Annotated in this window: 14 protein-coding genes and 1 tRNA gene; 1 reads left to right on the top strand and 14 read right to left on the bottom strand. The window is 63.4% G+C overall.

The annotated features are described in order from the left end of the window. Window positions 1–60: 60 nt before the first annotated feature. The 13 genes from U0042_RS25060 to U0042_RS25000 all read right to left on the bottom strand — a co-directional run bounded on the left by U0042_RS25060 (window position 61) and on the right by U0042_RS25000 (window position 13496). Window positions 61–474: an integration host factor subunit alpha gene (locus tag U0042_RS25060; RefSeq protein WP_114815448.1), complete on the bottom strand. Its 414-nt coding sequence runs from the start codon at window positions 472–474 to the stop codon at window positions 61–63. A 56-nt stretch (window positions 475–530) separates the two neighbouring features. Further along, entirely contained in the window at window positions 531–2963 is a 2433-nt protein-coding gene (gene pheT / locus U0042_RS25055) for a phenylalanine--tRNA ligase subunit beta (RefSeq protein ID WP_114815447.1), read from the bottom strand. Between the two features lie 123 nt (window positions 2964–3086). Next, complete coding sequence (pheS, locus tag U0042_RS25050) at window positions 3087–4100, bottom strand: phenylalanine--tRNA ligase subunit alpha (protein ID WP_198665455.1); 1014 nt, start codon at window positions 4098–4100, stop codon at window positions 3087–3089. Window positions 4101–4306: 206 nt separating this feature from the next. Then, window positions 4307–4666: a 50S ribosomal protein L20 gene (gene rplT / locus U0042_RS25045; RefSeq protein WP_017777778.1), complete on the bottom strand. Its 360-nt coding sequence runs from the start codon at window positions 4664–4666 to the stop codon at window positions 4307–4309. 29 nt (window positions 4667–4695) lie between these two features. Further along, window positions 4696–4893, bottom strand: coding sequence for a 50S ribosomal protein L35 (rpmI, locus tag U0042_RS25040; RefSeq protein ID WP_004191477.1), 198 nt, complete (start codon window positions 4891–4893; stop codon window positions 4696–4698). 311 nt (window positions 4894–5204) lie between these two features. Beyond that, the gene (gene infC / locus U0042_RS25035; RefSeq protein WP_114815445.1) at window positions 5205–5726 is read right to left on the bottom strand and encodes a translation initiation factor IF-3; all 522 of its coding nucleotides are present in this window, start codon (window positions 5724–5726) and stop codon (window positions 5205–5207) included. Between the two features lie 49 nt (window positions 5727–5775). Further along, entirely contained in the window at window positions 5776–7683 is a 1908-nt protein-coding gene (gene thrS / locus U0042_RS25030) for a threonine--tRNA ligase (protein ID WP_114815444.1), read from the bottom strand. 313 nt (window positions 7684–7996) lie between these two features. After that, window positions 7997–8073, bottom strand: a tRNA-Val gene (locus U0042_RS25025). Window positions 8074–8143: 70 nt separating this feature from the next. Beyond that, window positions 8144–10366, bottom strand: coding sequence for a RelA/SpoT family protein (locus U0042_RS25020; RefSeq protein WP_114815451.1), 2223 nt, complete (start codon window positions 10364–10366; stop codon window positions 8144–8146). A 129-nt stretch (window positions 10367–10495) separates the two neighbouring features. Beyond that, on the bottom strand, window positions 10496–10849 hold the full coding sequence (locus U0042_RS25015) for a RidA family protein (RefSeq protein WP_114815443.1): 354 nt from the start codon (window positions 10847–10849) through the stop codon (window positions 10496–10498). A gap of 111 nt (window positions 10850–10960) precedes the next feature. After that, window positions 10961–11836: an alpha/beta fold hydrolase gene (locus tag U0042_RS25010; RefSeq protein ID WP_114815442.1), complete on the bottom strand. Its 876-nt coding sequence runs from the start codon at window positions 11834–11836 to the stop codon at window positions 10961–10963. 311 nt (window positions 11837–12147) lie between these two features. Further along, window positions 12148–12789, bottom strand: a complete 642-nt coding sequence (locus U0042_RS25005) for a CoA transferase subunit B (protein ID WP_114815441.1) — start codon at window positions 12787–12789, stop codon at window positions 12148–12150. A 2-nt stretch (window positions 12790–12791) separates the two neighbouring features. Beyond that, the gene (locus U0042_RS25000; protein ID WP_114815440.1) at window positions 12792–13496 is read right to left on the bottom strand and encodes a CoA transferase subunit A; all 705 of its coding nucleotides are present in this window, start codon (window positions 13494–13496) and stop codon (window positions 12792–12794) included. Between the two features lie 282 nt (window positions 13497–13778). Between U0042_RS25000 and U0042_RS24995 the strand changes: the two genes are divergently transcribed. Further along, a complete protein-coding gene (locus U0042_RS24995; protein ID WP_114815439.1) occupies window positions 13779–14333 on the top strand; it encodes a LuxR C-terminal-related transcriptional regulator in 555 nt (184 codons plus the stop codon). Window positions 14334–14408: 75 nt separating this feature from the next. On the opposite strand, the gene U0042_RS24990 is transcribed toward U0042_RS24995, so the two are convergent. Then, window positions 14409–14846: an acyl-CoA thioesterase gene (locus U0042_RS24990; RefSeq protein WP_114815438.1), complete on the bottom strand. Its 438-nt coding sequence runs from the start codon at window positions 14844–14846 to the stop codon at window positions 14409–14411. Window positions 14847–14853: the final 7 nt, after the last annotated feature.

Raw genomic sequence — 14853 nt, 5'->3', positions numbered from 1 at the left:
GTTGGTGGAGGTGCTGCGAAGGTGCCTGCCGCGGCGTCGCATAACGCCGGGCTACAACCCTTAGTTGCGCGCGTAGCTCGTGTCGGCGCCGTTCTCGACGAGCGCCTTCAGCTTCTGGCTTGCGTGGAACGTGACGACTCGACGTGCGGCAATCGGAATGGCCTCGCCGGTTTTCGGATTGCGACCGGGACGCTGCGGCTTGTCGCGCAACTGAAAGTTGCCGAAGCCCGAGAGCTTCACGCTCTCGCCACTTTCCAGCGCATCGCGGATCACCTCGAAGAACGCTTCCACCATGTCCTTCGCTTCGCGCTTATTGAGCCCGACATTGTCGAACAGCAATTCGGCGAGTTCAGCCTTCGTAAGCGTAGGCGTCTCCGTGGAAGCGGGGGCCGGTGATGTCGGGATGTCGCGAATCATGGCGCTGCGTTGCGCCGCAAGAAGGGCTTCGAAATCGCTCGAGTTCATTTCGTTCATGTAGCTATGAATGGCGCGCGAACCAGTAAGCTGCTATGCGCGAATTGCCGTTTCGGTTATCCGCGCAACCGGGCGCCATAGACTCGAGCCAGGCGATCCACCAGAGACTTGATGGCCTGATCGACCGTTTCGTCCTGAAGGGTCCCGCCAGTATCTTGCAAGGTCACCCGGAAGGCAAGGCTTTTCTCGTGCGCAGCCATATCACTGGAAGTGTTTGATTTTGCACGAAATTCGTCGAACAATGCAACCCTCTGGACGATCTTCGCAGGCCCTTCCTGAAGGGCCTTTTGCATCTCGTCAAGCAGCGCCTGAACCTCGATTTTCTGGTCGACCACGAGCGCGATATCACGACGCACGGGCGGGAATTTCGACACTTCCGTGGGGCTCGGCAGCGCACGCTGCATGAGCGCCTGCGCTTCGACCTCGAACAGGATCGGCGCGTGCGGCAGATCGTACTTCTGCATCCAGCGCGGATGCAGTTCGCCGATCCAGCCCACCGCCCGCCCGTCCACTTCGATGCGCGCGCAGCGCCCCGGATGCAACGCCGGGTGCCCGGCCTTGACGAAGCGCGCCACGGTGGGCGAGAGCAACGCTTCGAGGTCGCCCTTCACGTCGAAGAAATCGACGGCACGCGTGGGCAACGCCCATTGCTCGTCCGCAGCGGGGCCATACGCGAGCGCGCCGACCATCTTCGGTTGCGCAAAGCCTTCCACCGTCATTTCGCTCGACGCAATGGAGGCATCGTGCAGAAACACGCGGCCCACCTCGAACACGCGAATGCGTTCGGCGCGCCGGTTGAGGTTGTACCGCAGCACGCCGATCAGGCTGCCGAACAACGTGGTGCGCATCACGGAAAGCTGGCTCGCGATGGGATTCAGAAGACGCACGGGCTTGTCGTTGCCGGCGAAGTCCTGCTCCCATTCGGCGTCCACGAAGCTGAAGTTCACCGTCTCCGCGTAGTCGCGCGCGGCAAGCGCGTGGCGAATGTCGTGCACGGAGCGTTGCGTCTCGTGAGTCGGACGCATGACGTTCGCCGCAACCGGCGGACGCGCCGGAATCTTTTCGAAACCGTAGATGCGCGCGACTTCCTCGATCAGGTCTTCCTCGATCTCGATGTCGAAGCGATACGCGGGCGGCGTCACCGAAAACGTCTCGCCGTCGCTTTCGAAGGCAAGACCGAGGCGCGTGAAAATCTGCGCGATCTCGTCAGCGCCGATCTGCACGCCGATGATCCGGTTCGCGCGCGACACGCGCATCTTCACCGGCTCGCGCTTCGGCACATTGACCACCTGGTCGTCGACCGGACCGGCCTCGCCACCGCAGATATCGAGAATGAGCTGCGTGAGGTACTCGATGTGCTCGACCGTCGTGGACCAGTCCACGCCGCGTTCGAAGCGATGCCCCGCGTCGGTGGAGAAATTGAAGCGGCGCGAGCGCCCGCGAATGCTGTCCGGCCACCAGAAGGCGGCTTCGAGGTAGATGTTCGTCGTATCGAGCGTGACGGCGGTGCTGTCGCCGCCCATGATGCCCGCGAGGCTTTCGATCTGGTGATCGTCGGCAATCACGCCGACCGTCTCGTCCACTTCGATGGTGTTGCCGTTCAGGAGCTTGAGCGTCTCGCCCTTGCGGCCCCAGCGCACGTCCATCGAACCGTGGATCTTGTCGAGGTCGAACACGTGCGAAGGCCGGCCGAGTTCGAGCATCACGTAGTTCGAGATGTCGACGAGCGCCGAGATGCTGCGCTGGCCCGAACGCTCGAGCCGGTCCACCATCCATTGCGGGGTCTTCGCGCGCGCGTTCACGCCGCGGATCACACGGCCCGAGAAGCGGCCGCACAGATCGGGCGCGGAGACGCTGACCGGCAGCGTATCGGCGAGCTTCACCTGGGCGGCCCTGAACTGCGGCGCCTTCAGCGGCGCACCGGTGATGGCCGCCGTCTCGCGCGCGATACCGAAGACGGACAGACAATCGGCCTTGTTCGGCGTGAGCTTGATTTCGAAAACGGTGTCGTCGAGATTGAGCGCTTCGCGGATGTCCTGACCGATCGGCGTGTCTTCCGGCAGGATCAACAGGCCGCTGTGATCTTCCGAGAGCTTCAGCTCACGCGCCGAGCACAGCATGCCCTGGCTCTCCACGCCGCGCAGCTTCGAGAGCTTGATGGCGAACGGCGCACCGCCCTCTTCCGCCGGCGGCAACTGCGCGCCCACCAGCGCGACGGGCACCTTGATGCCGGGCGCCACATTGGGCGCGCCGCAGACGATGTTCAGCGTCGCGCCCGTGCCGGCGTCGACCTGACACACGTTGAGCTTGTCCGCGTCCGGATGCTTGACCACGTCCAGCACGCGCCCCACCACAATCTGCGACGTGGGCGGCGCAGCCGGGCGCAGCCCCTCGACCTCGAGACCGGCCATCGTCAGCGCATGGGACAGCTCTTCGGTGGTGAGCTGCGGATCGACAAAGGTTCTGAGCCAGGATTCCGGGAATTGCATGAGTCTGTACGTTCCAACAGGTTAGGAGCACGGCGCCGCGCGACTCGCCTCGTTGCAGCGCGGCCGGCTGGTGGGCGGCGCGGCCAGAGGTGCACGGGCGCAGCCGCTCGGTCGTATCGCGGGTCAGGCAAATTGCTTCAGGAAGCGCAGGTCGTTTTCGAAGAACAGACGCAGGTCCTGCACGCCGTAACGCAGCATGGTCAGACGCTCGAGACCGCTGCCGAACGCAAAGCCGATATAGCGCTCCGGGTCGAGTCCCATGTTGCGGATCACGGTGGGATGTACCTGCCCCGAACCCGAGATCTCCAGCCATTTGCCGGCGTTCTTGCCTTGCTCGAACATCATGTCGATTTCAGCGGAGGGTTCGGTGAACGGAAAGTAGGACGGGCGGAAGCGCACCAGGATGTCGTCGCGCTCGAAGAACTTCTTGAGGAAATCGGTGTAGACGCCCTTAAGGTCCGCGAAGCTAATGTTCTCGTCGATCCACAGCCCTTCCACCTGGTTGAACATCGGCGAGTGCGTCGCGTCGCTGTCCACGCGATACGTGCGGCCCGGAACGATCACCTTGATGGGCGGCGTGTGATTGCGCGCGTAGCGAACCTGCATGGGGCTGGTATGCGTGCGCAGCAGCAGCGGGCGACCGTCCTTGTCCTTGCCGTCCACGTAGAACGTGTCCTGCATGGAGCGCGCCGGATGATTCTCGGGGCTGTTGAGTGCCGTGAAGTTGTACCAGTCGGTCTCGATCTCGGGACCGTCGGCCACGTCGAAGCCGATCGAGCCGAAGATCCGCTCGACACGCTCCCACGTTTGCATCACCGGATGAAGGCTGCCTGCGCCCATGCCACGGCCGGGCAGCGTGACGTCGATAGCTTCGGCGGCAAGCCGCTGGTTCAGCAGCGCTTCGGCGAGGGCCTGACGGCGTGCCGTCAGCGCCGCTTCCACCTGCTGCTTCGCGACGTTGATGCGTGCGCCTTCGGTCTTGCGCGTTTCGGGATCGAGCTTGCCCAACCCCTTCAGGCGCTCCGTGAGAACACCCGATTTGCCGAGAAAGCGCGCCTTCTCGTTTTCGAGCGTGTTGACATCGGGCGCCTCGGCAAAGGCGCTTTGCGCGTCAGCGACAATCTGGTCCAGATCCATTGGTCCCATCGTTTCAACGTCAGTGTTTCAGTGTCTGTAGTACGGGCGTAGCGGACCGGAATGCGACCGGTTCGGCACCCACGCGCGACTGGCTCGACCAACAAAAACGGGGCTCGGTGAGGAGCCCCGTTTTTGTTGCAGCGTCACCGGCAAGCCGGATTGTTCGCTGCAACCAACCACGCAATACCTGAACGCCTCGTCAGCGATCAGGCCGCAACGGCGGCTTTCACCTGCTGGACGACAGCAGCAAAAGCAGCCTTGTCGAACACAGCCATGTCGGCCAGCACCTTGCGGTCGAGTTCGATCGACGCCTTCTTCAAGCCGTTGATGAACACGCTGTACGTCATGTCGTGCTGACGCACCGCCGCGTTGATACGCGTGATCCACAGTGCGCGGAACACACGCTTCTTGTTGCGGCGGTCGCGGTAGGCATACTGCCCTGCGCGCATGACCGCCTGCTTGGCGATGCGATAGACGTTATTGCGACGGCCGCGGTAACCCTTGGCCAGCTTGATGATCTTCTTGTGACGGGCCCGTGCGGTAACCCCACGTTTGACTCGAGGCATGTTTCGCTCCTATGAGTATCGGTTGAGGGTTACGCGAACGGCAGCATTGCGCGCACGGAGTTCAGATCGGAATCGTGAACGGCCGTAGCGCCACGCAGGTGCCGCTTGTTCTTGGTGGTCTTCTTCGTCAGGATGTGGCGCTTGAAGGCTTGACCGCGCTTGACGGTACCACCCGGACGCACCACGAAGCGCTTCGCAGCGCTCTTCTTGGTCTTCATCTTGGGCATGACAAACAACTCCATTATTTGATGGACATGGGTGTGCGGTTGGCTCGCGACCGCCCGAGGTAAAAGCCCGGGACTATCGTTTGCCCTTCACCCGCCCTTCGAAACCCACTCCACTTGGTATGCAGCTGGCCGATGACACTGGCCGCCGCTTTCAGGAAAAGCGCCCGTCGCCGTACCGATCACCAGGATCGACACAGAGTGCGGGCGCCGTTCCGGAACCTGCCTGCACGAACCGCCCGAAGGCGATACGCGCACTAACCTGCTTCGCACGGCAGCGACACGCCTTGCGACACATCGCGCTTGCCTTGCGCTTACTTCTTCTTTTTGGGAGCGAGCACCATGATCATCTGGCGCCCTTCCATTTTCGGCATCTGCTCGACCTGCCCCACCTCTTCGAGATCGGTACGCAGGCGCTCCAGCATGCGCATACCGATTTCCTGGTGAGCCATTTCGCGGCCACGGAAACGCAACGTGATCTTCGTCTTGTCGCCGTCTTCGAGGAAGCGGACGAGGTTGCGCAGCTTGACGTGGTAATCGCCGTCATCGGTTCCCGGGCGGAACTTCACTTCCTTGACCTGGATGACCTTTTGCTTGAGCTTCGCCTCGTGCTGCTTCTTCGCTTCCTGGTACTTGAACTTGCCATAGTCCATCAGGCGGCACACCGGAGGCACTGCCTGCGGGGCAATTTCTACTAGGTCGAGATCCTGTTGTTCCGACAGACGGAAAGCTTCTGCAAGCTTCACGATGCCGAGCGGCTCGTTATCGACTCCGACGAGACGCACCTCGGGCGCGGTAATTTCGCCGTTGATGCGATGCGACTTTTCAGTAGCGATGTTACGTTTCCTCTAAAAATTAAAAAAACGAGCCGCGCTGCCAGGTGGCTTACCTGAACGACTGCAGGTCTTCACGCAGGCGTTCAACGAAGGCATCGACCGGCATCACACCCAGATCGACGCCGCCACGGGCACGCACGGCTACCGTTTGCGCTTCACGCTCCTTGTCGCCGACCACCAGCAGGTACGGGACCTTTTCGAGCGTGTGTTCGCGTATTTTATAGCTAATTTTCTCGTTGCGCAAATCGGCCTCTACTCTAACCCCTTGTTTTTGCAACGTTTGGGCCAGTTTTTGCGCGTATTCGGCCTGACTTTCGGCAATATTCATCACCACCGCCTGCATCGGAGCCAGCCAGACGGGCATCGCGCCGGCATGGTGCTCGATCAGGATGCCAAGGAAGCGCTCCATTGATCCGAGGATTGCCCGGTGCAGCATGATCGGGCGCCGGCGGCTGTTGTCCTCGGCCACATACTCCGCGCCAAGACGCTCGGGCAGCACCATATCGAGCTGCAACGTGCCGCACTGCCACGAGCGGCCGAGTGCGTCCTTGATGTGATATTCGACCTTGGGCCCATAAAACGCGCCCTCGCCAGGCAGTTCTTCCCAGCTCACGCCGCAGGCCGTGAGCGCGCGGCGCAGGCCGTCCTCGGCGCGATCCCACGTTTCGTCCGTGCCGGCACGCGAATCCGGGCGCAGCGACAGCTTGATGTCGATGTGATCGAAACCGAAATCCTTGTACACGCTCATGGCCAGCGTGTTGAAGGCAATCGACTCGCTGATGAACTGGTCTTCCGTGCAGAAGATGTGTGCGTCGTCCTGCACGAAGCCGCGCACACGCATCAGCCCATGCAGCGCACCCGACGCCTCGTTGCGATGGCACGAGCCGAATTCCGCATAACGCAGCGGCAGATCGCGGTATGACCGCAGGCCGTGATTGAACACCTGCACGTGACCGGGGCAGTTCATCGGCTTGATGGCGTAGTCGCGCTTTTCCGATTCCGTCGTGAACATGTTTTCACGATAGTTCTGCCAGTGGCCGGACGCCTCCCAGAGCGAGCGGTCCATGATCATCGGCGTCTTGATTTCGAGGTAGCCCGCCTCGGCGACACGGCGGCGCATGTACTGCTCCACCTGCTGCCAGAGCGTCCAGCCGCGCGGATGCCAGAACACCATGCCCGGGGACTCGTCCTGCATGTGGAACAGGTCGAGCTGCTTGCCGAGCTTGCGGTGATCGCGCTTTTCCGCCTCTTCGAGCATGTGCAGATACGCGTCCTGTTCTTCCTTCTTCGCCCAGGCCGTGCCGTAGATGCGCTGCAGCTGCTCGTTCTTCGCATCGCCGCGCCAATAGGCGCCGGCCACCTTCATGAGCTTGAAGACCTTCAGCTTGCCCGTGGACGGCACGTGCGGGCCGCGGCAAAGGTCCGTGAAGCCGCCGTGCGAATAGAGCTTGATCTCGTCGCTCGCGGGAATCGATTCGATGATCTCCGCCTTGTACTTCTCGCCGATGCTCTTGAAGTAGTCGACCGCCTCGTCGCGCGAGACGACGCGGCGCGTGACCGGCTCGTCCTTCTTCGCGAGCTCCTGCATGCGCTTCTCGATCTTCTCGAGATCCTCGGGCGTAAAAGGACGGCTGTACGCGAAGTCGTAATAGAAGCCGTTGTCGATCACCGGCCCGATCGTGACCTGCGCCTCCGGGTAAAGCTCCTTCACCGCGTAGGCCAGCAGGTGTGCCGTGGAGTGGCGGATGATGTCGAGACCGTCCGTGTCCTTCTCCGTGACGATCGCAAGCGACGCGTCGTGATCGATGAGCGCCGACGTATCGACGAGTTCGCCGTCGACCTTGCCGCCAAGCGCCGCCTTCGCGAGACCGGGCCCAATCGACGCAGCCACCTCGGCGACCGTCACGGGATGATCGTACTGTCGAACCGAACCGTCGGGCAGACGTATCGAAACCATTGCGTTCTCCATGTGCCGGCCGGCGGCACGTCAACAGGTAAAAGACAAAAACCCTACGCGGACCGGCAACGAAATCAGGGCAAAAAAAATGCGGCCCCGCTTTCGAGGGGCCGCATTCACATTTCGAACCAGACTACACGGCGAAATACAGAGGCGAAAGTGGTCCTCGACTAGCGTCGCTCCGAAGTAGTATCGGTAAACGTTCGCGGTGTCATAACCGTATTCGCCTTATGCGCAAGAGCGCGTGCACTGCCGTTTGTACTACTGCTGATACCGCCTGAAACCCGATGCATGACCAGGCTTCCGATTTCGTTGGTAGGCTCGATTGGACTCGAACCAACGACCCCCACCATGTCAAGGTGGTGCTCTAACCAGCTGAGCTACGAGCCTGAAGAAGCTGAAATTATATGGAGTACCGGAACACTTGGCAAGCACTTTTATGTGCCGACATGAAAACGTCTCATGCCTTGCGCGCGGCCCGCACCACGCCCTGCACTTCTCCCAACAGCGTGCAGGCACGCTGAATCTGCGCCGCGCTCGATACCTCCACGGTGAACTGCATGAAAGCCGCATTGCGCCGCGATTGCGTCTTTACGCCGATCACGTTGATCTTCTCGCGCGCGAATACTTCGGAGATGTCACGCAGCAAGCCCTGGCGGTCGGTCGCCTCGATCGCGAGATCGACGGGATAAACGGACTGCCCGCGCCCATTCAGCACATCCGCGGACCACGTGGTCTGCAGCACGCGCTCAGGCGAGCGCTCGGCCATGCGACGAAACGTAGGGCAGTCCGTACGATGGATCGACATGCCTTTGCCGCGCGTGACGAAGCCGCTGATGTCGTCGGGCGGCGCCGGACGGCAGCATCGCGCGAGCTGCGTGAGCAGCGCATCCACGCCCACCACGAGCACGCCGGTGGACGCGCCATGCGCCACGCTCGCGCCGCTCGCGCGCTTCGTGATCTGTTCGGGCGTTTCCGCTTCCGGCTCCGGCGGCGGCGCGTCGTGCAAGGCCTGCTCGATCTGGCGCAGACTGAACTCTTCCTTGCCGACCATGGAGAACAGATCGTCGGTCGACTTGAAGCCGAGCTTGGCCGCGAGCTGATCCAGATTGACCGAGGTCTTGCCCTCGCGCTGCAGCGTCTTTTCCACCATCGCGCGGCCGGCTGCGATGTTTTCTTCGTGCTCGATCGCGTTGAACCACGCGCGCACCTTCTGACGCGCACGCGGGCTTTGCAGATAGCCGAGCTGCGGATTGAGCCAGTCGCGTGACGGTCCGCCCTCTTTCACCGCGATGACCTCGACCGTCTGGCCATTCTGCAGCGGCGTGTTGAGCGGCACCATCGCGCCGTCGACGCGCACGCCGCGGCAGCGGTGTCCCAGCTCGCTGTGGAGGTGGTACGCGAAGTCGACCGGCGTGGCGCCCTGCGGCAGTGCGATCACGCGCGCCTGCGGCGTCATCACGTAAATGTGGTCGTCTTCGAAGGTGGCCTGGCGCAACTGGTCCCACGGCTGGCGGCCGTCCGACACGTCGTCTTTCCAGGCGAGCAACTGGCGCAGCCACGCGATCTTCTCGTCATAGCGGTCGCTCGCGCTGAACTGGCCGCCGTAGCCTCGCACGCCCGCTTCCTTGTAGCGCCAGTGCGCAGCCACGCCGTATTCCGCGAACTGATGCATCTCGTGCGTGCGGATCTGCACTTCGAACGCGCGTCCGTCGTCGCCGATCACGACGGTATGCAGCGACTTGTAGCCGTTCGGCTTCGGCCGGGAGATGTAGTCGTCGAACTCTCTCGGCACCGGTTGCCACAGGTTGTGCACGATGCCGAGCACGGTGTAGCAATCCTTGATGTCGGGCACGATGACGCGAAACGCGCGTACGTCGTAGAGCTCGGCGAAATCGAGTTCCTTGCCGCGCATCTTGCGCCAGATGCTGTAGATGTGCTTCGGCCGCCCCGACACTTCCGCGTCGATGTGCGCGGCGGCAAGCTCCGCGCGCAGGCGGTCGATGGCCTGCGTGACGTAGCTCTCGCGCTCCACGCGCTTCTCGTCGAGCAGCTTCGCGATGCGCTTGTAGGTCTCGGGCTCCTCGAAGCGGAACGCGAGGTCTTCGAGTTCCCACTTCAGTTGCCAGATGCCGAGCCGGTTCGCGAGCGGCGCGTAGATTTCGAGCGTCTCGCGCGCCACGTCGGGGGATGGCGTCAGTTTGTTCGCCGCGTAGTAGCGCAGCGACTGCAACCGCGACGCGAGCCGGATCAGCACGACACGGATGTCCTGTGCAAACGCGAGCAGCATCTTGCGCAGCGCTTCGACCTGCGCGCGACGCGCGGCCTGCGCATCGCGGCCCGCCTCGGGCATCGTGTTCTGTGCAGCGCGCATGCTGACGGTGCCAAGCCTCAGCAATTTGCGCACGTCGGCAACGAGCTGCGAGACCTCTTCGCCGAAGCGCTCGGCCAGAATGCGCTCGGGATCCGACAGATACGGCGTGAGCGCGAAGAGCGCCGCCGCCAGCACCGCGGGCGGGTCGACGTTGAGCTTGCCCATGATCGACGCCGTCCCCGCCGCATGCTCGATCAGCCGTTCGCCGGACGGCAGCCGCGCCTCGCCGGCCGTCTCGCGCACGAACGCGAGCGCGTCGTCGATCGACGGGGCCGGATTCGTGGTGGTGGGGAGATTGTCGCTAGTCATGATGCTTTGGCCCGGCAACCGTGCCGGGCCCGAACGATGAAATCGCCGTGCGGCAGCAAAAGCCGCCGCGCGGACAATTGCCGGGCAGCCAACCGCAGCGGCTTGCGCCGCGGGCCGCCCCGCCGAATATCAGCTACGCTGCGCCGCCACCACGACCACCTCCACGAGGCACTCCGGGTTCGCGAGCTTCGCTTCCACGGTCGCGCGCGGCGGCGTGGCGCCAGGCGCGACCCACGTGTCCCACACGGCGTTCATGCCGGGAAAATTGGCCATGTCGGAGATGAAGATCTGTACCGAAAGCAGATGCGACTTGTCGCTGTTCACTTCGGCGAGCAGGCGGTCGATATGGGCCAGCACCTCGCGGGTCTGACCGGTGATGTCCTGCTTCGTGTCTTCGGCGATCTGGCCGGCCAGGTACACGGTACCGTTGTGCACGGCGATTTCGGAAAGACGCGGGCCGATGTGGTGACGAATGACTGCCATAAGGTTTCCTGTTGGTGTGGTAAAGACGGCACGCCGCCGCATGACACGGCGCCATGCGCGGCCGCCTGCTTCGCGCAGGCATGCAGTCGCATATTATGACCCGGGCGCGGCTCAGGCGATCAGGAAACGTCGCGCAATGGCTATCTGGTCAGGTGCAAGAAAAGCGGGCGCATGGCCCGCGCCTGGAATTTCCACGCTCGTGACGGCCTTCCCTTCGCTCACCATCCGCGCCACCGTTTCACGCGAAAGCAGGTCCGACTGCTCGCCGCGCACGACAAGCATGGGCCCCGGGAAGGCCGCAAGCGAGCGCCAGAGTATCGATTCGCCCAGCGCGTTCTGCTCGGGCGTCGTCGCGCCGAACGGCTGCGCGATACGCGGGTCGTAACGGAATACCCAGGCGCCGTCCACCTCGTGCAGGAGCGGCGTGTTGATCTCGCGCCACTCCTCTTGCGTGAGTGGGCCGAACGACTGCGCGAGCAGCGCGGCGTAATCGATGCCTTGCTGCAGCGTCTCGAAGTGCCCGGGTTTGCCGAGATATTCGCCGATGCGCGCCAGCGCCTGCGGTTCGATATGAGGACCGACGTCGTTGACGATCATCTTGCCGATGGGCGAATCGGGCAGGCCGGCCAATGCGAGTCCGATCAGTCCACCCATCGACGTGCCGAACCAGTCGACCTTTTCCGCGCCTGTGCGTGCAATCAGCGTGACCATGTCGGCCACGTACTGCGCAATGCCGTAGCCCATCGGATCGGCAAGCCACGACGACAGGCCGCGGCCCACGACGTCGGGACACACCACGCGATAGGTGTCGCTCATTGCGGCCGCGAGCCGATCGAAGTCGCGACCTGAACGCGTGAGCCCATGCACGCAGACGAGCACGCGCGGATTCGTGGGGTCGCCCCATTCGGTATAGGCCATGCGGTGCAGGCCACCCGGGCTGATGCATTGAACGTAGCGCTGACGGAAGGCGGTAGACGTGGCGGTCATCGTGAGGTCCTGTCCTGGCAGAAGACGGTCGGGGCCCGGGCGTGTTGCAACGCCGGCGGCATGAGCCCGATTGTAGACGTCAGCGAAAGGCGCAAACGCGATTTTCGGGAGAAACGCGACGCGTGTTACGCACACGGCGGCGCCAAAACACCGCGGGCGAAACGCCCTTTACGAACGTTCCGCCCGCTTCCCATCGATGTGCAGGACGAGGGCCATGTTTCAGCGACCGAGCCTCACACAGTCCTGCCTGCAAGCCGCCGAGCCACTGCGCCCCACCCATCAGGCCGCTTTCGCCGCAACGGTGATGCCGCTCAGCTCACCGCGCTCACGTCGAGTGGTGCGCCGGTCTTCGCGGCGATCTCGTCCACCGTCACGCCAGGCGCGAGTTCGGCAAGCCGCAAACCGTCTGCGGTCACGTCTATCACGCCGAGGTCGGTGATGATGCGGTCCACCACGCCCACGCCGGTGAGCGGCAGCGAGCATTCATCGACGATCTTGTGCTGATCGCCTTTCGCCACGTGCTCCATCAGCACGACCACGCGCTTCACGCCGGCCACGAGGTCCATCGCGCCGCCCATGCCCTTGATCATCTTGCCCGGAATCATCCAGTTCGCGAGGTCGCCGTTCTTGCTCACCTGCATGGCGCCGAGGATCGCCAGATTGATGTGACCGCCGCGGATCATGGCAAACGAGTCCGCCGACGAGAAGATCGACGACCCGGGCAGCGTCGTCACCGTCTGCTTGCCTGCGTTGATGAGGTCAGCGTCCACTTCCTCTTCCGTGGGCGACGGTCCGATGCCGAGCAGCCCGTTCTCCGACTGCAGCCACACCTCGACGCCCGCGGGCACGTGGTTCGCGACCAGCGTCGGCAGACCGATACCGAGGTTCACATAGAAACCGTCCTGCAATTCCTTCGCCGCGCGCGCGGCCATTTCATCGCGATTCCATGCCATGGTCAGACTCCTTTTGCGCGCACGACGCGTTGTTCGATGCGTTTTTCCGGATGCGCATTGAGCACGATGCGCTGCACGAAGATGCCGGGCGTGTGGATCGCATCCGGATCGAGTTCGCCCGTCTCGACGATCTCCTCGACCTCGGCCACCGTGATGCGGCCGGCCATCGCGCACATCGGGTTGAAGTTGCGTGCCGTGCGGCGATAGACGAGGTTGCCGGCCTTGTCCGCCTTCCACGCCTTCACGAGCGCGACGTCGGCGGTGAGCGAATGCTCGAGCACGTAGTGGTTCTCGCCGAACTGGCGGGTTTCCTTGCCCTCGGCGATCAGCGTGCCGTAGCCGGTGTTGGTGAAGAAGGCCGGAATGCCGGCGCCGCCCGCGCGCAGTTTTTCGGCGAGCGTGCCTTGCGGCGTAAATTCGAGCTCCAGTTCGCCCGCGAGGTACTGCCGCTCGAACTCCTTGTTCTCGCCCACGTACGACGAGATCATCTTCCTGATCTGCCGCGTTTCCAGCAGCAGGCCGAGGCCGAAGCCATCCACCCCCGCGTTGTTGCTGATGCAGGTGATGCCCTTGACGCCCGAATCGCGCAGCGCGCCGATCAGCGCCTCCGGAATGCCGCACAGGCCGAAGCCGCCCACGGCGAACGTCTGCCCGTCCTTGACGATGCCCTCGAGCGCGGCAGCCGCGCTCCCATAGACCTTGTTCATCAGTTTGTCCCTTCCTCAATGGAAACCCGAAAACCGGATCGGCGCGGTGCGCGGCAAAGCTTGCCGGCAGCCAGTCGGCAAACGCCATTCTAGCCACACGTCGGCATGCCGTTGCAGCAGGCCGAATGGACATCCGGCCGTGCGCCTCACGCTGGCGCGACGCCCTTGCACAGCAACGTTCGCCACGCTCTTCTCGTTTGCCGCAAAGGGTACGATGCTGCGGCGTTGCGGCACAATACGCAAAAATACATAAGTAACCTCACCACCGTGGCGGCCCCGCCCATGCCCGACCAACGTTCGCTCGACTACCAGACCGCCTTCCATCTTGCGCCGATCGGCCTCGTGCTCGCGCGCGATCGCATCATCGAAGACTGCAACGACGAACTCGCGGCGATCTTCCGCTGCCGGCGCGAATCGCTCATCGGACAGTCGTTTCAGGTGCTGTATCCGTCGGCCGACGAGTTCGAGCGCATCGGCGCGCGCATCCCGCCCATCATGACGGCGCAAGGCAGCTACGCGGACGACCGCATCATGAAGCGCGCCGACGGCGAGCTCTTCTGGTGCCACGTGACGGGACGCTCGCTGAACCGCGCCGAGCCGCACGCAGCGGGCGTATGGACCTTCGAGGACCTCAGCGCCACACGCCGCGTGGCGGTAGAACTCACGCCACGCGAGCGCGAGATTGCTGCTCAGCTCGTCACGGGCAAGACGAGCAAGCAGATCGGGCGAATTCTGGATATCAGCTCGCGCACGGTCGACGTGTACCGTGCGCGGCTCATGCGCAAGTATGAAACGGGGAACGCCACCGAGCTGCTGCAGCGACTGCTGGGGCAATGAGACTCGGCGAGCGCGATCGTACGCCCGCTGGTCGATATGCTGGCTTGATGCCGGGTCGAGATCGCGTCGATGCGCTCAACGCGCCTTGACGAGTTCCGCCCGCTCGATCGTGGCTCGCAACAGGTCAGGCATCGGCACCGACTTGCCCGCCGCGTAATCGATCCACACGCAGCGTGCGTTGCCGCGTGCATAGACGGTGTCGGGATCGTCTGCGCGGCGCAGCTCGAAGCCTGTGTCGAAGCTGCTGCGGCCGGGCTGGCCAACCGTCATCCGGCACACGATGTCGCCCGGATAGTGAAGCTGCCGCAAGAATTCCATCGATGCATTGACGATCACCGGTCCCTGCCCCTCGCCGTTGCCGCCGGCAATGCCGAGATGCTCGAACCACGAAATCCGCGCCTGCTCCATGTACCGAAAGTAGACCGTGTTGTTGACGTGGCCGAACGCGTCCATGTCGCCCCAGCGAATGGGCATCGACATTTCGAAGACGGGGTGATACGCCTGCTCGCTCATCGCACTT

The sequence above is a fragment of the Paraburkholderia kururiensis genome (assembly GCF_034424375.1).
GTDB classification, from domain to species: Bacteria; Pseudomonadota; Gammaproteobacteria; order Burkholderiales; family Burkholderiaceae; genus Paraburkholderia; species Paraburkholderia kururiensis_A.
Note: the sequence above shows the minus strand (reverse complement) of the source record. Positions and strands in the feature narration are given on the sequence as shown.